Raw genomic sequence first — 21,684 nt, 5'->3', positions numbered from 1 at the left:
AGTTTCATCTTGCTATCTTTGTCATAAACAATTCAAGACAATTTCTTTAGTTATCAATAGAAAACAGGGTACAATATCCCGCTATATGATAATGAAGAGATATCCTTGTGAATAAAGTTAAAGATGATATTTATTGGATGCATAAAGCGATTGAGCAAGCGCAAAAAGCACAAGAAATCGGTGAAATACCAGTCGGCGCAGTTTTAGTCGTTGATAATAAAATCATTGCTAAAGGATGGAATCATTCAATTATCGATAACGATCCCACTGCACACGCAGAGATTATGGCATTACGCAAAGGGGGAAAGCATTTACAAAATTATCGCCTACTTGATGCGACTCTTTATATTACCCTTGAACCTTGTGTGATGTGTGCCGGAGCAATTGTGCATAGTCGGGTAAAACGGGTGGTTTATGGTGCCTCAGATTTAAAAACAGGTGCGGCAGGTTCATTTATTGATATCTTACAGCATCCCGGAATGAACCATAAAGTTGAGATAACTTCAGGTGTATTAGGTGAAGAGTGCTCACAGCTTTTAAGTCAGTTTTTTAAAATGAGAAGGGCTGAAAAGAAACAGCTTAAAAAGCAAAAAGCCAGTCCAGCCATAATCAATACTGAACCAGCAATAAAAGAATAATATTTATTTACTGATAATTAAGGGTATATGTTGCTTGGGCTTGGAAAGGGCCTGTTAGCAAAGTTTGATTTTTTAGTGCAGAGGGTGATGCCTCAACATACGTCATAAAATTAAATTGAATACGTTTATTATTAAGAAGTCGAGTTGAGCTCGGCTTTTTTAATTGGATCACATTGCGTTGCACATCAGTAAATACAATCCCGATACTTTTAGGATCTTCAGATCCATTGCCGACGACAGCAAGGTGATTGGGCATTGTAGGATGCTCTTTCCCATCTAGCGTGATTGTGACACTTTTATAAATATCCTGACTACAATTTTCTAAACTAATACTAAAAGCAACGGGTTCACTTTTTTGAAAGGTATAGAGATCTTTGGCAGATATCTGCTTAAAATCAATTACCTTATTTTCATCACCAGCAACAATGGTACAACCATGTGCAACAACAACACCTTTAAATTCCATATCGCCGCCAATAAGCTCTGTCACAGCAAAGGCAGAAGGTGAAAGTAATAATAAAAGAGAAATCGCCGATTTTATTATTGGATTTTCCATTACATAAACTCCGCCACTAAGGTGGCATGTGCTGAAAACTCACCTTCTGTAATTTTGCTCCCTGCCTTTGCAATAGGAGCAGCAGTAACTTCCCAATTACCTTTAAAATTATTCAGCTTCCCGACAGAAAAATATTGATTAGGTGGCACAATCGTTCCTGATTTGTCTCTTAAAACAATACCTAAATTTGTTCTATCTACAGGTCCTGTTGTACCAAGGTAATTAGGGTTAAAGCTGGCAACACCAGAACTTCCTGTTTGAATTTTAAACATAATTCGACTGTTAGGATTAGTAAAACTACCACCTTCACATTTTATTGGAATATTGCGCGTGATCTTGTAGTTTTGACCATTCAAATAGTCAGAAGTATTACCGACATTGCCAAAATCAAAGGTAATTGGAGAGCCATTATTAAATGTGCATTTATCTTCAGTGGTCAGTATTCCTGAGCTAATCACTAATTTTGAAATTGGTTCAGGGCCATACTCTTGATATAAGCCATTACCTACACGGGCATACATTTGCGCTACAGCTTGCCCTGTTAATGAAACCCCATTAATAATCGGTTTTTTTAGACGAAATACTAATACACCGCTACTTCCTGATGACATATTGGGTTTTGGTGATTCAGGAACGCGACAGCCTTGTTGCCCATTTCGATTATTAGGCTTTTCAATAAAAGGAACTGTAGGAAGAGAATCAGGGCCCCAAATAGAAAACTTGATCTGAACATCGACGTATTCATTAAGTTCATAGTAATTATTACCTAAATAGCGTAGGTCAGAATTCGCCATATAATAAGTGCGAGAATTAGGAACTAAGGGATCTTTAGGGCAATAAACTGTTGCTAAATATCTATCAGGTAAAGAAAAATTTACTCTGGCAGTTTCACCTGGTCTGTTATTAGGAAATGTTGCGTTATTTAACTCAACTCTAAAGATATTAGGGCCGCCAACGGTACGAACCTCACCATGAATGTATGCAGAAGCAACAATTGGAGTACATAACATTGCGCCAGTAAAAAGTAATTTTAGCGTATTGAAATAAAAATTTGCTGTTGTTAATTTCATTTTATTCCTACTGGCGTCAAGTTAATTAATATTTTGGTTGTTGTTCTTTCGGTGCCGCTGTACAGCTATTTTGTTGGCAAACAAATTTTAATTCTGGGTGTCCACCGTAGTCATTTACATACATCATGTAAAATTGATTGACGCCATTGGTTTTAACTGGAATTTCCAAAGATGATTTAGGAGCAACCATTAAACCAGGGAATGTGGTTAACTTATCGCTATCTTCACCATTCAATTTATTAGAAAGCCCAATAATAGTGATGTAGTAAGGTGTTGGGTTTTCAGCAATAAATTGATTACCTTGCTTTTTAAACACTAACTGATCTTGCCAAATCATACCCGGCTTTTCAGGAATAATGGCAGTTGGGCGGTAGAATAATTTAATGCGAGACTGCATTGCCATTTGTAACACGTTAGCTTGTTTTGGTGCTGGTGGAATTTCACGCACATTTAAATAGAATAGTGATTCTCTATCTTGTGGTAAAAGTCCAACTTCTGCTGTTTTGGTTATTCTGACAACCCCTTTTTGGTCGCCATCAAGACGCTGTAAAGGTGGCAATGCCACTAAAGGAGAGGCAATTTTTTGTCCGTGTTCATTTTCAACCCATGACTGAGCTAAAAAAGGAATGTCAGGGCTAGTGTTCTTTAGATTTACACTAGCTGAATTCTCGTTGCCCGTTAATACAATACGAGTTCTATCTAATGACACGCCCGCTTGAGTTGTACTCACTATGCTGAGTGCAATTAATGAGCCACAAAAAAGCGTTTTGAGTGTGTTGAATGAGTTCATACAATTATCTCTAGTAATTCATTTTGTTCATTAAAATCCCTGACATAATAACAATTCACGTTTTAGAGGATCGTTAATTGCGGCTGGAATTGTAATCGTACACTGGGTTTTACCACCCCAGATCACGTTTAATGATTCATTAAGGTTAACACCGGCGATATAAACTAAACCATCTTCCATCACCATTCCCATATTTTCACCGTTTTTATTGGTGACTTCGGCACCAAATGGCGGATATTTTTGATCGACAGTTTGTAAGATAGCCATTAAGCGCTCACCTTGGCGAACAGGGAATTTATAGTAGCCAATCGCACCTTCAGTTAATGTTGCAGAAGTAATGGCTTTGTGTGTTTCAATATCTGAATCCATTTTATCAACATCAATACGAGCATCAACATTGTTATAACTAGTTAAGTCAGTTAATACCCCAATACCAAATAGATTTGTAGTCGTACTTTGGTTATTAAATGGCACACCTGCAACACCATCAGTATCAACCATCATGCGGGCAGTACTTGATGTCATGCTACTACTATGTAATGCAGCACCATGGCGTGTCGCAGTAAATCCACCTTTAACTGTTGCGCCTACTGCAACGTAATTATCTTGTTGATAGCTTGCATTGGCGTTAATTTCTGCATATTGCGAACGGTGTTGATAATAACCATCAGTATTGGCTTTATTGTCTGAGCTTAAACCTGCACGGACACGCCATAGATTATTATAATTGCTATTATCAGAATAAGAGGCCATTTGGTTCACTTTACCGTTACTGTCTTGCAAGCTATAACCAATGCTTTTGCCGCTTCCTAATGGCACTGAAATGTTGAAAGAAATACTATCATCAGTATTTCCCTTATACTGAGTACGGAATGCAGATAAGTTAGTATTAATCTGCTCTATACCCATAATAGAAAAATTACGGCTTACCGTAGCACCATATTGTTCTTGTGTATTTTTATCCCAATAGTTTTGGTGTCGATAAGAGAGGTAAAGTGTTGTCGATTTTTCAATATCATCAGCCCAAAAAGTTTTGTTACCTGTAATGGTATACATCTCTTTTTCATAACCATTGTTATTAATATCGTTATAACGCTCATCTATATATTGAGAGAAAGATCGGAATGTTTTCTCTGAAAAACGGTAGCCCGCAAAAGTAATCGTACTATGGTATTCATCGAATGTTTTAGCGTAGTTCAGTTTGAATGACATCCCGTTGATATTTTCATTATCATAAGTTTTGCTATAAGACTGAGTAATATCACCTGAGAGTGTACCCAAACGACCCATATCGTGACCTAAACCTAATGACCACGCATTGTAATCTTTAGCTGTCAATAAAACCCCACCATACAGTGACCATGTGTTGTTCATACCCCATGAAAAATCACCTTGATAAAAAACAGGGCCTTGCATTTTATGGTTGTTGAGCGATGACTGACCCATTGATGTGTTATAACGCACAGAGCCAGGACGAGTCATATAAGGTAGGTTGGCGGTCTGTACTTGGAATTCATTTACCTTACCGTTTTGCTCTTCGACTCTAACATTTAATTGACCTTGTACTGTGTCTTGTAAATGTTTAATAGCAAAAGGACCCGCAGGTACTGTGGTTTCATAAATTAAGCGGCCATTTTGCGTTACAGTCACTTTGGCATTGGTGTTTGCGATACCGTGGATTTCAGGTGCATAACCTTGCAAAGAAGGAGGCAACATTCTTTCATCACTTTGTATATTGGCACCTGTAAAACGAAAGCTATCAAAAACTTGAGAGTTTAAATAAGTTTCACCCAGCGTTAGTTTTGCTGCTTGGTTAGGTAATGGTTTATAAGCGTAAATCTGATTCCAATCAAAGCTATTATTTGATGAATATTCAGATGAATAGTTTCCTTGATATTCGGCACGTAGTCGCCATTCACCAACGTTAATTCCAGCTTGTCCATAACCTGTCAATGAGTTGTTATTATTGCCTTTATTCGGGCGAGTTGATGTACCTGTCAAGGTATAGTCAACTAATAACCCAGATACACCCGGATCCCATAATTCAGGTGGTGTCCAATCTGTATCTTCATATTTCATTAATGAGCGAGGCATAACAATATCAAGGATACCGCCATCATTTTTGATAGAGATACCCGGCAATTGACTAATATCGAAACATTCTGGCGAGATTTCTTCGATAAATTTTTGATTTTCTTCGTTAACTGTTAACTTTTTTAGAAGAGTAGGGTCAATACAAGCGATAGAGTAATTAGGTTTCACTTCAACATAATTAATGTTTTGGCGAGGAAAGTCACGGCCATTTATACGGATATCTAAGTAGTACATACCCGGAATAATGTAATTAGAAGTTGCAAAACGAGATAAATCGACATTATCTCTGTCTTCGGCATCTAGCATGTGAATGTTAAATTCCACAGAATCATCTTGCTCGGCTTGAGCGAAAAACGCTAAGCACAATAGCAAAATGGCACAAATGTTTTTCCATATTGTGCTGTGAAAAAAAGAAATTAACATGAATAAACGCCTAATTATTAATTAAATAAAAACTAATTAAATAATGAATATTTATTTAATTACTTTTTATTTTATTCTTATTAAATTGAAGTGTTTTATCAAATTTAACGCAGAGGAAGCCCTCTGCGTTAATGCAGTAATTAATCTATTATTTAATTAATTTAAATAAATAAAACGATTACTGATAATCAACTTGGAAGTTGATAACGGCTTGGAATTCACCTGGAGTTACAGTAGCGTCTGCTGATTCAGCTTGAACGTAAGCAACGAATGGGATCTTAGAAACACCATTAACTAATTGTACAGGTGTTGTTGCTGTGTTCCATTTTACTGACTTGCTGCCAGCATCCATTAAGCCAATACCTGCGCCAGAAGCTGAGCCAGATACGAAAGATGCTAAGTCTTTATTTGTTGCATTAACAACGCTTGGTGTATAGCTAACAGTAGCTGTTTTTGCTACGGTAGTATCACAGTCTTGTAATTCGATATCTTTTTTAACGTTACCTGCTTTCTGCATATTTGCTAATGCAGAAGTTGGAATTTCACTGAAATCAACAATAACAGGACTTGAAGAAGCTGCTAATCCACAAGCTGAATTAACAATTTCACCTTTTAATTGAATTTCGCCTTTAGTTGCGCCAACTTTTGGTGCAGGAGTTTCAGCAGTTGCAACAGAATTAATACCAAATACTAAAGCAGCAGCTAAAGCAATTTTACTCAGTTTCATTATAGATAATCCCTTGAAGATCGTGCGTATTATTATTTATAGAAAAATAATATTAATGTCGGAATATAAAAATTGATTTGCATTATATTTCGAGTTGTTTCGAATAATGACTGGTTTATATGATATCAACAAAGACGTTCTATTTGATATAACGTTTTGTTGATTTACTCAATTTTCATATTTAATCTTGCCTATTCCATATTAATAGAGTTTTGTATAGATTTATTCTTTTTATTACTCAGTTTATGGGTGAAAAAGTTTATCAGGCAGATAAATTTAATAGACAATATAATTAACATTGTTTTAACTTTACGAAAAGTAATGTTATTAACATTCAGTTAAGAAAATTAATGAAATCAATTATAGATTATCATAATATATATAATTCAATAGGTTAGATGTTAATAAAAGCATGTTTAGGTTAATTTTTGTTGCAAAAAAAGTTTCTCAGAAAATAATAATCATAAAATGAATAATAACTAATGAGATAATTCCTACGTATTTAAGTTAATTTTTTCTTATATTTCGCTTATTCTGATAGTCTTAAAATGACTAATTGGATCATTTTAAATACAATTTACTCATTAGCTGAGTGTTTTAACTAATGAGTGTTACATTTTTTAACACATGTATTTTTCCTATTTTGGGTAAAAAATGGGATGAAAAAATGTAACAATTTTTAATATTAAGAAAATATTAATTTAGGGATTGCTTTTAATGGTTGGAATGATTATTGAATAGTAGAAGGGAAATAAATAAGCCTCTGTAAAAGAGGCTATGTTGTTTAATAGACTGTTTTTAATATCAAAAATTATTGATAAGCCATATCTTGAGTTAATGACAATGATGATCTTTCTTGTTCTTCATCGTTATCACTCTCTTTATCTTTAGATAATATTTTATTTTTGCTCTCTTTGGCTTGAAGGTAACCGACAAGGCTGAGCTGATATCGTCGAATGTTTTCAACGTAGCGATAAGCCTCATGGCCTCTGGCATAGCCGTAAGGGAGGTCAGCATAATATTTCTTTTGGCTAAGTAGAGGTAATCTTGATTTTACATCTAGCCAACTGTCAGGATCGGCATTTTGTTGCTCAGTAAGCCTTCTGGCATCAAGCATATGGCCAAATCCCATATTATATGCTGCTAATGCAAACCAAATTCTTTCATCTTCAGGGATAGAATCGGGTAAGCGCGAAAGAAGATGTTTAAGATATTGCGCTCCTCCTCGAACACTTTCTTCAGGATCAAGCCTGTCAGTAACACCCATACTTGATGCAGTAGGGCGAGTTAACATCATCAACCCTCTAACACCCGTTGGTGATGTAGCATGAGGATCCCAATGTGATTCTTGCCATGCCATCGCTGCCAATAAGCGCCAATCGAAGGTATCTGCATACTTTTCAAAAAGAGGCTGATAATTTGGCAAAATAGAATCTATCGCTGTAATAAAAGAGATAGTATCGAAGTAATCAAACGTACCTACATGGCCAAAATACTTTTCTTCAAGTCTTGCTAATACATCTTCTTGAGATAATTGATTAAAGTAATCGAGCATCGCTGCATATAAGCTATTATCTTCACCATCTGGCAGATACCATGTTAGTGGACGACTTTCAGTGACTTCAAATCCTACAGCAACATTAGGATGAATGCGCTGTTGTACAGCAACACTGATTGAGTCTGCTAATACATAGGTTATTTTACCTTCCGATAAGGCTTCTAGTAGTTGTGAGGTTGTCTGATTATCTGATTCTTCCCATTCAAGTTCGGGATATTGCGTCTCTTTTAGTGTTCGCAATAAGCTTGCATGAGCAGAGCCAGCAGTGACAACAAGACGCCCATCTAACGCATCAAAGCTACGTGGTCTTAATGTCCCTTTACGATAAATAAGCTGTTGAGAAACTGAAAAGTAAGCAGGGCCACTGCGTGTCGTTTCTAATCTCTCTTTATTGTAAAGTAATCCGGCAGCGATAAAGTCAGCTTTATTATTCTCCAAATCATCAAACATTTGGTTGATATTTGTCCGCATATTAACGACAAGTTTCACGCCTAGGTAATCTGCAAAGCGTTTCACTAATTCATAATCGAAACCTACGGGGTCCTTTTTATCGTTCATCGTTATCAATGGTGAAGGTATCGTACTAATTCTTAACTCACCACGAGATAAAATCTTATTTATCTGCGCTTTTTGCCTATCCGGCCATGTAATATTCAACGCGATAATAGCCGCTGAAAAGAGCGCTATGATAACGATAACGAAATAGTTTATCCTTATATTATTCAATAGGTTGGTTCTCGTTAACGTTGTTTATTGTTGTGTGTAAAATCGTCATTTTAACATGGATAAATTTCCAGTAATCGAGCATTTTGCTTAACATATTGGCAAGACGCAACTTGATTACACCAATTAATCATTAAAACACTCTAAGTTAAATGCCGTTATTTTGTTCACGCAAACGGTTTCGTCTGAGCGGTTATTCTATTATACTAGGCGCGTTTCCCCTGAATGACTGATCAGGCTAGCTGCTAAAAGAGAGAACTCAATACTATGGAAATCCTGCGTGGCTCCCCCGCTTTATCCGCATTTCGTATCAATAAATTACTCACTCTATGTCAGGAAAATGATCTTCCTGTACAAGGTATATACGCGGAATTTGTCCATTTCGCGAAAGTGGAAGGGCAGTTATCAGAAGATGATCAAATTAAATTACGTCAACTACTGCATTATGGGCCTTCATTAACAGAACATGAGCCTGTTGGGGAAATGCGAGTTGTTACGCCTCGCCCGGGAACAATTTCACCTTGGTCTTCTAAAGCGACAGATATTGTACATAACTGTGGTTTAGCCAAGGTTGTTAGAATTGAACGTGGTATCGCCTACTTTATTGAATGCGGTACGATGACAGATATTCAGTGGCAACAACTTTATGGTTTTATTCATGATCGAATGATGGAAACCATCTTCTTCAATTATCAAGATGTAAATGCACTTTTTGCCGAGCAAACTCCGGCACCACTAAAAACTATTGATGTGCTTGCAAAAGGCAAAGATGCATTAGTAAAAGCGAATATCGAAATGGGGTTAGCACTTGCAGACGATGAAGTTGATTACTTAGTCGATGCATTTAACCGCTTACAACGTAATCCAACAGATGTTGAGCTTTACATGTTTGCACAAGCTAACTCTGAACACTGCCGACACAAAATATTTAATGCTGATTGGATTATCGATGGTAAGGCTCAAGATAAATCATTATTTAAAATGATTAAAAATACGTTTGAGCAAACGCCTGACTATGTCATGTCAGCTTATAAAGATAATGCAGCGGTAATGGAAGGCTCTGTGGCGGGACGTTTTTATCCTGATACAGAAAAAGGGCATTATCACTATCATCAAGAACCTGTACATATCTTGATGAAAGTAGAAACACACAACCACCCAACGGCTATTTCACCTTGGCCGGGAGCGGCAACGGGTTCTGGTGGTGAAATTCGCGATGAAGGTGCAACTGGACGTGGTGCAAAACCTAAAGCGGGTTTAGTAGGATTTTCAGTTTCTAACCTACGTATTCCTGGGTTTGAGCAGCCTTGGGAAGAAGATTTTGGTAAGCCAGAGCGCATTGTTAATGCATTAGACATCATGACTGAAGGTCCATTAGGTGGTGCAGCATTTAATAATGAATTTGGTCGCCCTGCATTACTAGGCTATTTCAGAACCTATGAAGAACAAGTTAATAGCCACAATGGTGTTGAAATTCGCGGTTACCATAAACCCATAATGCTAGCAGGTGGTATTGGTAATATTCGTGAAGATCACGTACAAAAAGGTGAAATCACAGTTGGTGCTAAGTTGATTGTACTTGGCGGACCTTCAATGAATATCGGTCTTGGTGGGGGTGCTGCTTCTTCTATGACATCCGGTCAATCAGATGCGGATTTAGATTTTGCCTCTGTTCAGCGTGATAACCCAGAAATGGAACGCCGTTGCCAAGAAGTTATCGACCGCTGTTGGCAATTAGGTGACGATAACCCGATCTTATTTATTCATGACGTTGGTGCTGGTGGTCTTTCTAATGCAATGCCTGAACTAGTCAATGATGGCGGTCGTGGTGGTCGTTTTGAATTACGTGATGTTCTTAATGATGAACCGGGTATGAGCCCACTTGAGATCTGGTGTAATGAGTCTCAAGAACGTTATGTGCTAGCGGTATCGCCAGAAAAAATGCCTCTATTTGATGCGTTATGTCAGCGTGAAAGAGCGCCTTATGCCGTGATTGGTGAAGCAACGCAAGAGCGTGAATTAGTATTAAACGATACACACTTTGATAATAAACCGATTGATATGCCATTAGACATATTATTAGGTAAAGCACCTAAAATGTTGCGTGATGTAAAATCACTGAAAACAGAAGGTGAGTATCTCTCTCGTAAAGATATTGATTTAAAAGATGCCGTTTATCGTGTTCTTCATTTACCTGCCGTTGCTGAAAAAACCTTCTTAATTACTATTGGTGACCGTACTGTAACGGGTATGGTTGCGCGTGATCAGATGGTTGGGCCTTGGCAAATTCCTGTTGCTAACTGTGCTGTTACCACAGCAACATTAGATAGCTATTATGGCGAAGCGATGTCTATTGGTGAACGAGCACCGATTGCACTGTTAGATTTTGCAGCATCTGCACGTATGGCTGTCGGTGAAGCACTAACGAACATGGCAGGTTGTGATGTAGAAGCGCTTAATCGTATTAAGCTTTCGGCTAACTGGATGTCAGCAGCAGGTCATCCGGGTGAAGATGCGGGTTTATATGACGCAGTAAAAGCCATTGGTGAAGAATTATGCCCAGAGTTAGGCATTACTATTCCTGTGGGCAAAGATTCGATGTCAATGAAGACACGCTGGCAAGATAAAGATGGGAAAACCAAAGAGGTTACTTCTCCGTTGTCTTTAGTTATTACGGCATTCTCTCGTGTTGAAGATGTGCGTAAAACAGTGACACCTGAATTATCAACACAAGCAGGAAACCGCTTGTATTTGATTGATTTGGGCAATGGTCATAACGCATTAGGTGCAACGGCACTAGCACAAGTTTATCGTCAATTAGGCCAAAAAGCGGCAGATCTTCGTGATGTTGAGCAGTTGAAACAGTTCTTCAATGTGATGCAACAATTAGTCAATGATGGCAAATTGTTGGCTTATCACGATCGTTCTGATGGTGGATTATTTGTCACACTCGCTGAAATGGCATTTACAGGCCATTGTGGCTTACATGTCGATATCAGTGCTTATGATGAAGATATTCTAGCGGGACTCTTTAATGAAGAGCTAGGCGGTGTGATCCAAATTAGTGCTGAACATCAAGAGGTTGTAGAAGCATTATTTGCTGAATGTGGCTTATCGGATTGTTTACACTATTTAGGTCAAGCAACAGAAAATGATGCCATTATTATCCAAAGCCGTGAAACCGAAGTTTACAATGAAAAGCGCAGCACATTGCGTCTTTGGTGGGCAGAAACAACATGGCAAATGCAACGCTTACGTGATAATCCAGAGTGTGCAGATGAAGAGCATCAGGCAAAACAAGATCTCAACGATCCGGGTTTAAATGTGAATTTAACCTTTGATCCAAATGAAGATATTGCAGCCCCTTATATTGCAACAGGAAGTCGCCCTCGAATTGCAGTATTAAGAGAGCAAGGTGTTAACTCTCATGTTGAAATGGCAGCTGCTTTTGACAGAGCTGGTTTTGATGCTATCGACGTTCATATGAGCGATTTGCATTCTGCTCGACGTTCACTGAGTGATTTTGATGTGTTGGTGGCTTGCGGTGGATTCTCTTACGGTGACGTATTAGGTGCTGGCGAAGGTTGGGCGAAATCTATTTTATTTAATTCTCGCTTACGTGATGAGTTTGCTCAATTCTTTGAGCGCCAAGATACCTTATCTCTTGGTGTCTGTAATGGTTGCCAAATGATGTCAACATTATCAGAGCTTATTCCGGGGGCAGATTTATGGCCTCGTTTTGTTCGCAACCGTTCTGAGCGTTTTGAAGCGCGCTTTAGTTTAGTGAAAGTGACAGAAAGCCCATCATTGTTATTACAAGGTATGGCGGGTTCACAAATGCCTATCGCTGTTTCTCATGGTGAAGGTTTCGCTGAATTCCGTAATGCTGAACAATTAGCGCAATTAGAGGCTCAAAATTTAGTGGGATTACGTTTTGTGGATCACTACGGTAATCCAACAGAACAATATCCATTAAATCCTAATGGCTCTGTAAAAGGGATCACAGCGGTCACTACAAAAGATGGCCGTTCAACTATTATGATGCCTCACCCAGAACGTGTGTTTAGAACGGTTAGTAATTCTTGGCATCCCGATAACTGGGGTGAAGATAGCCCTTGGATGCGTTTATTCCGCAATGCAAGAAAACAATTTGATTAATCAAATGTAAAATTATCTTAGTGATAAATACATAAAGCCTCTACATTGCTAGAGGCTTTATTTTATTGATAATAAAAGGATTATTTTTTGTTGTGTAAAAACGACGACACTCATTGTTTTTGGTGTCTCTTTTTGGCGACATTTAATTGGTTGAAATATAAGTAATTATTAAATTTAGGGTAACTCTGTCTGGATATGGAGACAGCTTAGTTGTTTTATAACTAGATAAAAAAGAGTTATAAATGAAATATTAGAGGTGTGTTTTTATTTTTAGTTGTTTTTCAATTGGTTATATTTATTTTTTGAAAGTTGGCACGGCTTGTGCATTATATAAATCAGTTGCTCATTCAACTTTTTATGTCGGTCCACAATATGGGTGGGAACATACCACATAAGCCAGGAATGACGCCAGAGTAAGGTGCCTACCGTCCAACATCATGATACTCGTCTTCGGACCTTATCAAACACAGGGCGACACGTGGAGTGAGGCACCACCTTCATTCTCTTTTAGAGAAAAAAGAGATGAAATATTGACGAGCGGAATATCTCAATAAGATATTCCGCTCTCCCACTTCTAGAGCCTGTCAAATTTCCTCGTTTGTGTTTGTTCTCTATGCCTGATTTTCCCCATGTCGGACTTTTTTCTTGTTATCAAGTCATGTAGCATCGCATTACTCTAATAGGTGTTGAGATGATTTCATTGAAAAAGTGGCGTATTTTCCCTCGTTCTTTAAGACAGCTCGTGATAATGGCATTTTGGATGGTGCTATTACCTTTACTTGTACTTGCTTATCAGGCCTATCAAAGTCTTGATCAACTAAGTAATCAGGCGGCTATTACTAATAAAAATGCACTTGCAGATACTGAACGCAGTGAAGTGATGCGAAATCTAGCGATTGAAATGGAAGGAAACTATCGTCGGTATTGTGTTTTACGGGATAAAACCGATGATGATATGTATCAGCAACGCTACCAGCAATACACCAAACTCTTCTCGACATTACAACAAACCATTATTCCTCTTTCTGCCTCTAAAGAAGCGAATGTGCTTAATACCTCTCTTGAAAAACTAAAATCCATTCAATGCGAAAGCAGCGAACCCACAAAAGAGATGCAACAAGCCCTAGAACAGTTCTCTTATGCCAATAACCGTATTGTTGTATTAACTAAAGAGATTATTTTTAGCCGTGGCGAACAACTTCAGATGGCAATCGCTGAGAAAGGGCGCTATTTCGGCTGGCAAAGCCTTATCGTTTTTGTTTTCAGCTTGATCCTCATTGCGCTATTTACTCGAATGATTATCGGCCCAGTTAAAGGGATCGAAAAGATGATCAATCGATTAGGCGAAGGTCGAACACTCAATAATAATTTAGATACTTTTCAAGGGCCACGAGAGTTACGTTCATTAGCACAACGTATTATTTGGTTAAGTGAGCGTTTAGCATGGCTTGAATCACAACGACATGAATTTTTGCGCCATATTTCTCATGAGTTGAAAACACCGTTAGCCAGTATGCGAGAAGGTACGGAATTATTAGCTGATGAAGTTGCGGGTCCTTTAACTCTAGATCAAAAAGAAGTCGTTTCAATTCTCGATAATAGCAGCAAGCAGTTACAGTTATTAATTGAACAACTACTTGATTACAATCGTAAACTTTCTGAAGTTCCTCAACAAATCGAAGAAATTAACTTGACTCAATTAGTGAATGATGTGGTATTAGCCCACAGTTTACCTGCGAGAGCTAAAGATATTAAAACGATAATTTCACTTAATCTAACCACTTGTCGAGCAGAGGCAACATTATTATCACGAGTTATCGACAATCTCTACTCGAATGCGGTGCACTATGGTGCTGAATCAGGTAATATCTGGATCTCTAGTTATCAAGTTGAACAGAAAATAGTTATTGATATAGCCAATAAAGGAACACCTATCCCTGAATCTGAACAAAAAATGATTTTTGAACCCTTTTTCCAAGGATCTTTGCTACGCAAAGGAGCTGTAAAAGGCAGTGGTTTAGGTTTAAGTATTGCTCATGACTGTATCAAGAGAATGGAAGGTGAATTAAGTGTTGTTCCTTCTGACTATGCCGATGTCTGTTTTCGTATTGAATTACCGCTACTTTCTGAGATTAAATAATGCAAATCAGGTCACAAAAACAAGCATCTCCTCACCATGAGTATAAAAAAATAAATAAGAAGATGCTTGGTATTGAATTGTTATCTATGGCCCCTGCATCGACTAGAAAAATCGCATTAAATTGGAAACAGTGTTTCTTGTTTATTATGTTCCCACTGGTTCTTTCAGGGTGTACACCAAAGTCGCTAACTGAGGCACAAGAGCCAGAGCCAGAAATCCCCGTTGTTAAACAAAAAACGATTGATTATCGCTGGGCTGAATGTAAAACATTGAGCTCATTTTATGATGAAGGCATCAATAACGCGCTTTATTGGTTACGTGCCATTGAATGTACAAACCGCATAATGACGACGGAAGCACAACGCCAAGCAAACAGTGTTGTTGTTACTGGATGGGATGATGCATTTTATAAAAGTATTTTATTAGAGCGTGCGGGAATGACGATTGCCGATCGTCGAACACAATTAGTGTTATTAGAAAGCTATAAATTACAATTTCCGAGTTCTATGCGAGTTCTATTATCGACATGGATTGAGAACCAAACGCTTATTCTCTCTTTAGCGGAAGAAAAGAATCGTTATCGTCGTTTAACCACTGAAACAGATAATAGAATTGATGCGCTAAGAAAAGAGAATAATGCGTTACAGCATGAACTAAGTGTCACATTGAAAAAGCTTGAAAGCCTTACCCAAATTGAACGGCAGTTATCGAATAGAAAACAGAGTGGCTCTGTTGATTCGCTATCCCAAAATGAAGATTTAGCGGAAAGTGCAACAACAGCATCTACGGAAACAGAAAAAGTGAATGCAGAGAAACCTGTTACCGAAAAAACAACTGTTGAAAAACCAGCTGAAAAACCCGTTTCGACGCAATCGATAACAGAGAAGCCAAAGGGTGAGGAAAAACAACCTTCTGCAACAGCGGTTAAACCAGAGCCTTCAAAACCAGAATCTACGAAACCTGAGGCGGTAAAACCAGAGCCAGTCAAAACTGACACACAAGACTCAAAACCGACTGAAGCAGGATCTAAATAAGGAGAATGTGCATGGCTGGCCATAAATCAGCAAATCTTTTACTTGTCGATGACGATCCTGGGTTATTAAAGTTACTTGGTATGCGATTAACAAGTGAGGGTTTTCATATCTTCACCGCTGAAAGTGGACAAGAAGCACTAAAACTTCTCTTAAAAGAAAAAATAGACCTTGTTATCAGCGATCTCCGAATGGATGAAATGGATGGGATGGCGTTGTTTGCTGAGATACAACGGCAACAACCTGGCATGCCGGTGATCATTCTTACGGCTCATGGCTCTATTCCTGATGCTGTAGCTGCAACACAGCAAGGTGTATTTAGCTTCTTAACTAAACCCGTTGATAGAGACGCACTTTATAAAGCGATTGATGAAGCGCTGGAACTTGTCACTATTGTTTCAGATGAAGAGTGGTCAAAAGATATCGTGACACGTAGCCCGCAAATGTTACGTTTATTAGAACAAGCAAAACTAGTCGCTCAATCTGATGTCAGTGTGCTTATCAATGGTCAAAGCGGTACGGGTAAAGAAGTTCTTGCTCAAGCCATTCATCGCGCAAGCCCTAGAGCGAAAAAACCTTTTATTGCTATTAACTGTGGTGCCTTACCTGAGCAACTTTTAGAATCTGAACTATTTGGTCATGCGAAAGGTGCTTTTACAGGAGCTGTGAGTAGTCGTGAAGGATTATTTCAGGCAGCCGAAGGGGGCACTCTATTTTTAGATGAAATTGGCGACATGCCAATGGCATTGCAAGTTAAATTATTACGTGTTTTACAAGAGCGAAAAGTTCGCCCATTAGGCAGTAATCGCGATATTGATATTGATGTACGTATCCTTTCTGCAACGCATCGTGATTTACCTAAAGCGATGGAACGTAATGAATTTCGTGAAGATCTGTTCTATCGTTTAAATGTGGTTAATTTACGTATTCCGACATTAAGTGAGAGAGCTGAAGATATTCCTATTCTTGCTAATCACTTATTGAGAGAGTCAGCGAAACGCCATAAACCTTTTGTCCGAAGCTTTTCAACCGATGCGATGAAATGCTTAATGACAGCAAGTTGGCCGGGTAATGTGCGTCAATTAGTTAACGTTATTGAGCAATGTGTTGCATTAACAACAGCCCCCGTGATTAGTGAAGCGCTTGTAACACAGGCCTTACAAGGTGAAAATACGGCGCTGCCCACATTTGCAGAAGCAAGAGGTCATTTTGAAATGACCTATTTGAGAAAGCTTTTGCAAATGACAAAAGGCAATGTGACTCAAGCTGCACGTATGGCTGGGCGCAATCGAACTGAGTTTTATAAATTGTTATCTCGTCATGAGCTAGATGCGAATGATTTTAAAGAATAACCTTTTCAGATAACGAATATATTTTTAAACTAACTTTCCTTTTATGCGGAAGATAGCGGAGAGACTAATTTTTATGAGTCGTAAACTAAAACTCGCCATGGCTCAACTTAATTGGGTTGTTGGTGATATTGAAGGTAACTGCGAACGCATGTTATCTACCGTTAAAGCACAAGAAGATGCCGATCTGGTCATGTTTTCTGAGCTGGCTTTATGCGGTTACTCTCCTGAAGATCTGCTATTTCGTCCTGATTTCCAACAGCGTTGTGAAACACAACTTACGCGTTTAGAACAAGCAAGCAAAAAAATAGCGATTGTTGTTGGTCATCCTTGGTGGCAAAACGGCAAAATTTATAACGCACTTTCATTTTTCTATAAAGGTGAATTACAAGCGCGTTATTTCAAACAGCAATTACCTAATTATGGTGTGTTTGATGAGAAGCGTTATTTCCAACAAGGAAATGAGCGTTGTGTGGTTCCGTTTAAAGGTTATCACTTAGGTTTGTTAATTTGTGAAGATATCTGGATCAATGAACCTATTGATGCATTAAAACAAGCGGGTGCTGATCTCGTTCTATCTATTAATGCTTCACCTTATAATCGTGAAAAACCGCATGTTCGTACACAGCTCATTAAAGAACATTGCCAAAGAACACACCTTCCAGTGATCTATCTTAACCAAATTGGTGGTCAGGATGAGTTGGTATTTGATGGTTGTTCAAAAGTATTTGATGAACGGGGTGCTATTACACATCGTTTAGCTGCATTTGATGAACAGACTGCTATTGTTGAATTCGACGAATTAAACATTATCCCAATGGCAGATCCTGCTCCAGAACTTTCACCTTTAGCGCAAGTTTATCAAGCATTAGTACTTGCAACGCGTGATTACGTCACTAAGAACGGTTTTAAAGGGGCTATTCTAGGGTTATCTGGTGGTATTGACTCTGGATTAACCGTTGCTATCGCCGCTGATGCTTTAGGCAAAGAGAGTGTTCAGGCTGTTATGATGCCATTTCGTTATACTTCAGAAATGAGTATTCATGACGCTAAAGAGCAAGCAGATTTATTAGGTGTTGAGTTTGATACGGTTTCTATTGAACCTATGTTTGATGCTTTTATGGCGCAGCTTGCACCTATGTTTAAAGATACTGCCGCAGATACTACAGAGGAAAATCTACAAGCACGTTGTCGCGCTGTTATTTTAATGGCAATGTCGAATAAACGCCGTCGTTTAGTATTAACTACAAGCAATAAAAGTGAATCAGCTGTGGGGTATTCCACATTGTATGGTGATATGGCTGGTGGTTTTGATGTACTAAAAGATGTACCTAAAACATTAGTATTCGAGCTTTCTAAATATCGTAATACACTTTCACCTGCTATTCCTCAGCGTGTTATTGATAGACCACCATCAGCAGAACTTGCACCGGGACAAACAGACCAAGATAATCTGCCTCCTTATGATATTTTGGATGCCATTCTTGAAGGCTATGTTGAGCAAGATAAATCTGTATCTGATTTAGTTGCGGCTGGATTTGATGAAGCGACTGTCCGTAAAGTGATAAAATTAGTCGATATTAATGAATACAAGCGACGTCAAGCCCCTGTTGGGCCACGTATTACAAGTCGTAATTTTGGTAAAGATCGCAGATACCCAATTACAAGCGGTTTTGGTCGCCACAACTGGTAATAGCAGGATAATACGATGAAAAAAATTGAAGCGATAATTAAGCCGTTTAAATTAGATGATGTAAGAGAAGCACTCGGCGAAGTGGGTATCACGGGAATGACCGTAACAGAAGTGAAAGGTTTTGGTCGCCAAAAAGGGCATACTGAGCTTTACCGCGGTGCTGAATACATGGTCGATTTTTTACCTAAAGTGAAGATTGAAATTGTTGTCTCTGATGAAATTGTTGAAACTTGTGTAGATACAATTATGACAACGGCACAAACAGGTAAAATTGGTGATGGTAAGATTTTTGTCTTCGATGTGAGTCGTGTTATTCGTATTCGTACTGGCGAACAAGACGAAGAGGCTATTTAGTTAAGCTATATAGTAATTAAACTTAAGCCAAATATTTATATTATTTATTTTTATTAAAGCCCGATATTTTTAATCAAAATATCGGGCTTTTTCTTTTTCTTGCGCATAATTCATTTTTTAATGTTTTGCCTATAATGCTATTTATATCTTATGCAAGTCTATTGAAGATACTGAACAATTTATTTTACTATTTTTTATGAACTTTAAGGCACAAAATGTTATTCAATAACTTTTAAGGAAAGTTATTATCATCATATTAAAAAATTATTAAGGTATGGGCAAAATAGTGTTTAATTATTTATTAAAGCGTCTCGCTTTATTTTTATGTGCAGCAGTGTTAATCGCTATCACAACGGGATTTATTTTTCTTGATATTTTAGTTCTTGATAATGGTATTTCTGAAACGTCAGTAACTGAATTAGGTCAAGAAATCATCGTCGCCATTATTTGCTTATTCTTTTTTATTAAAGCATGCCAGAACAGTGAACAACGGGGAGCGTTCACGCTTATTATGGGCTTTTTCTTGTGTATTTTAATTCGTGAGTTAGATGGTGTTTTTGATCAGATTGCACACGGATCTTGGGTTTGGTTTGCTCTAACGGTGACATTTATTTGTATTGCTATTGCAATTAGAGAAGGTAAAAGAACGTTAAAAGGCTTAATTCACTTCATTACTCACCCAAGCCATGGGATGTTAGTTGCTGGTTTATTATGTATTTTATTGTTCTCTCGTCTATTTGGCATGGGAATACTTTGGCATAAATTATTGGGTGAGGATTATAACCGCGCCGTTAAAAATATGGTGGAAGAAGGCAGTGAATTATTTGGTTATACGCTCTGTTTAATTAGTGTTATTTGGTATGGTTTTTCTGCCAAAGATCATGTTATTCCCGCTGCGATTGAAAATAAATATCGACCATAAAAAGGTAGTGAAATAACCAAGAAAAGCGCTGATAAATATAACCAGCGCTTTTTTTATTCAATTTAAAATTGAACGTTAATGAAGGTATTTTTATTGTAAGTCTTGTGTAATAACAGCATGAGGACCAAAACATTCATAATGAAGCTTTTCACTATTAATACCCAGTTCCATAAGTTGTTTAGCAACAGATTGCATAAAAGGTAATGGGCCACAAAAATAGAAATGCATATCAGGAATAGCTAACCAATCTTCAACTTGTTTTAATGTCATTAAACCTTCGAATTGATAATCTTTATTTTGTACATCTTCAGTGCGTGGTGTGCGATACCATATCGCTTGTTGATAGTGTGAAAGTTGATTGCTGACTTGATTAACCTCATCTTTAAACGCATGAACGCCACCATGTTCAGCCGCATGTAACCAATTAATATTAGCTTGATGAGCTGAAAGTGTGTGCAACATCGACAGCATTGGCGTTAAACCTACACCTGCTGAAATTAAGGTTACGGGGGTTGTTGGTGATACATCTAAATAGAAATCGCCCCCTGGTGCGGCAACTTGCAAAGTATCACCTTCTTGAATATGGTCATGAAGAAAACTCGATAAAATACCTTTATCTTCGCGTTTTACTGCAATGCGATAGGTTTTATTATTTGATGATTGAGTTAATGAATATTGACGTATTTCTTGATTTTCAAGGCGCTCATCACGGATATAAAGGCTTAAATATTGTCCAGCTTGATAAGGAGTCACAGAAAGTCCATCTTCTGGCTCTAATTCAAAACTGGTAATGACATCACTTTGTTTTACTTTATGTTTAACTTTAAAGTTTCGTAATCCTCTCCAACCGCCGCTTGTTTGTTCTTTTTGCTGATAAATTTGTTCTTCACGATTGATAAAGACATCAGCCAATACTTGATAAGCTGCTCCCCAAGCATCTAACACCTCTTGTCCAGGACTAAACATCTCATCAATTGTTGCTAATAAATTTTCACCGACGATGGGATAGTGCTCAGGAAGAATATTTAAACTGACATGTTTTTGTGCAATTTTCTCAACGGCAGGCAAAATGGTGGCTAAGTTTTCAATGTTCGTCGCATAAGCGCATATCGCATTAAATAAGGCTTCGCGTTGTGCGCCACTGCTTTGATGGCTCATGGTGAAAATATCTTTTAATTCTGGATGGCGAGAAAACATTCGGTCATAAAAGTGGGCGGTTAATGCAGGACCCGTTTTAGCAATGAGGGGAATGGTTGATTTAATTGTCGCGATAGTTTGTGCATCTAACATAATTGCTCCTGAAAGATTTTCAGTTTATTGTGAATTTTTATAAATTGTATTTTATATGCAACTTATCTCTTTTTGATTATTTTGTAAATCTCTGTTTTTATTTTTTAACAAAAAATCTCAATTCTTAGAGAATGATGCGGGGTGTTTGCAAAATAAGGCGAGATGTGC

General features: G+C 37.9%; 15 protein-coding genes. 8 read left to right on the top strand and 7 right to left on the bottom strand.

What is annotated here, in order from left to right; translation table 11 throughout:
- Positions 1–107: 107 nt before the first annotated feature.
- Positions 108–638, top strand: coding sequence for a tRNA adenosine(34) deaminase TadA (gene tadA, locus D7029_RS13055; RefSeq protein WP_088495037.1), 531 nt, complete (start codon positions 108–110; stop codon positions 636–638).
- 7 nt (positions 639–645) lie between these two features.
- On the opposite strand, the gene D7029_RS13050 is transcribed toward tadA, so the two are convergent.
- The 6 genes from D7029_RS13050 to mltF form a co-directional block, all read right to left on the bottom strand.
- Positions 646–1,194, bottom strand: coding sequence for a fimbrial protein (locus D7029_RS13050; RefSeq protein WP_194950879.1), 549 nt, complete (start codon positions 1,192–1,194; stop codon positions 646–648).
- The gene (locus D7029_RS13045) at positions 1,194–2,264 is read right to left on the bottom strand and encodes a fimbrial protein (RefSeq protein WP_194950878.1); all 1,071 of its coding nucleotides are present in this window, start codon (positions 2,262–2,264) and stop codon (positions 1,194–1,196) included. The genes D7029_RS13050 and D7029_RS13045 overlap by 1 nt, the downstream gene beginning before the upstream one ends.
- A gap of 25 nt (positions 2,265–2,289) precedes the next feature.
- Positions 2,290–3,054, bottom strand: coding sequence for a molecular chaperone (locus D7029_RS13040; RefSeq protein ID WP_109392980.1), 765 nt, complete (start codon positions 3,052–3,054; stop codon positions 2,290–2,292).
- Positions 3,055–3,084: 30 nt separating this feature from the next.
- On the bottom strand, positions 3,085–5,571 hold the full coding sequence (locus D7029_RS13035; RefSeq protein ID WP_194950877.1) for a fimbria/pilus outer membrane usher protein: 2,487 nt from the start codon (positions 5,569–5,571) through the stop codon (positions 3,085–3,087).
- 178 nt (positions 5,572–5,749) lie between these two features.
- On the bottom strand, positions 5,750–6,298 hold the full coding sequence (locus tag D7029_RS13030; RefSeq protein ID WP_075670446.1) for a fimbrial protein: 549 nt from the start codon (positions 6,296–6,298) through the stop codon (positions 5,750–5,752).
- A gap of 811 nt (positions 6,299–7,109) precedes the next feature.
- Positions 7,110–8,582, bottom strand: a complete 1,473-nt coding sequence (gene mltF / locus D7029_RS13025) for a membrane-bound lytic murein transglycosylase MltF (protein WP_194950876.1) — start codon at positions 8,580–8,582, stop codon at positions 7,110–7,112.
- 264 nt (positions 8,583–8,846) lie between these two features.
- Here mltF and purL point away from each other — a divergent pair, with 264 nt between their 5' ends.
- The 7 genes from purL (at position 8,847) to D7029_RS12990 (ending at position 20,226) form a co-directional block, all read left to right on the top strand.
- Positions 8,847–12,737 (top strand): phosphoribosylformylglycinamidine synthase, encoded by a 3,891-nt coding sequence (purL, locus tag D7029_RS13020; RefSeq protein ID WP_194950875.1) that lies wholly within the window; start codon positions 8,847–8,849, stop codon positions 12,735–12,737.
- Positions 12,738–13,428: 691 nt separating this feature from the next.
- Complete coding sequence (locus tag D7029_RS13015; RefSeq protein WP_194950874.1) at positions 13,429–14,877, top strand: sensor histidine kinase; 1,449 nt, start codon at positions 13,429–13,431, stop codon at positions 14,875–14,877.
- Positions 14,877–15,911 (top strand): two-component system QseEF-associated lipoprotein QseG, encoded by a 1,035-nt coding sequence (gene qseG / locus D7029_RS13010; RefSeq protein ID WP_228766683.1) that lies wholly within the window; start codon positions 14,877–14,879, stop codon positions 15,909–15,911. The genes D7029_RS13015 and qseG overlap by 1 nt, the downstream gene beginning before the upstream one ends.
- Before the next feature lie 11 nt (positions 15,912–15,922).
- Entirely contained in the window at positions 15,923–17,260 is a 1,338-nt protein-coding gene (glrR, locus tag D7029_RS13005) for a two-component system response regulator GlrR (protein ID WP_023581612.1), read from the top strand.
- A gap of 73 nt (positions 17,261–17,333) precedes the next feature.
- The gene (locus D7029_RS13000; RefSeq protein WP_088495045.1) at positions 17,334–18,950 is read left to right on the top strand and encodes an NAD+ synthase; all 1,617 of its coding nucleotides are present in this window, start codon (positions 17,334–17,336) and stop codon (positions 18,948–18,950) included.
- A gap of 15 nt (positions 18,951–18,965) precedes the next feature.
- Positions 18,966–19,304 carry a nitrogen regulatory protein P-II gene (gene glnB, locus D7029_RS12995; protein ID WP_023581614.1) on the top strand — a complete coding sequence of 113 codons (339 nt, stop codon included), beginning with the start codon at positions 18,966–18,968 and terminating at the stop codon, positions 19,302–19,304.
- A 274-nt stretch (positions 19,305–19,578) separates the two neighbouring features.
- Complete coding sequence (locus D7029_RS12990; RefSeq protein WP_194950873.1) at positions 19,579–20,226, top strand: hypothetical protein; 648 nt, start codon at positions 19,579–19,581, stop codon at positions 20,224–20,226.
- Between the two features lie 90 nt (positions 20,227–20,316).
- Here the strand turns inward: D7029_RS12990 and hmpA are convergent, their stop codons facing one another.
- Positions 20,317–21,516 (bottom strand): NO-inducible flavohemoprotein, encoded by a 1,200-nt coding sequence (hmpA, locus tag D7029_RS12985; RefSeq protein ID WP_194950872.1) that lies wholly within the window; start codon positions 21,514–21,516, stop codon positions 20,317–20,319.
- Between the last annotated feature and the right edge of the window lie 168 nt (positions 21,517–21,684).

Origin of the sequence: Proteus vulgaris (assembly GCF_016647575.1) — a bacterium.
Classification (GTDB): Bacteria; Pseudomonadota; Gammaproteobacteria; order Enterobacterales; family Enterobacteriaceae; genus Proteus; species Proteus mirabilis_B.
The sequence above is the reverse complement of the archived record's forward strand: the minus strand, read 5'-3'. Positions and strand labels throughout refer to the sequence as shown.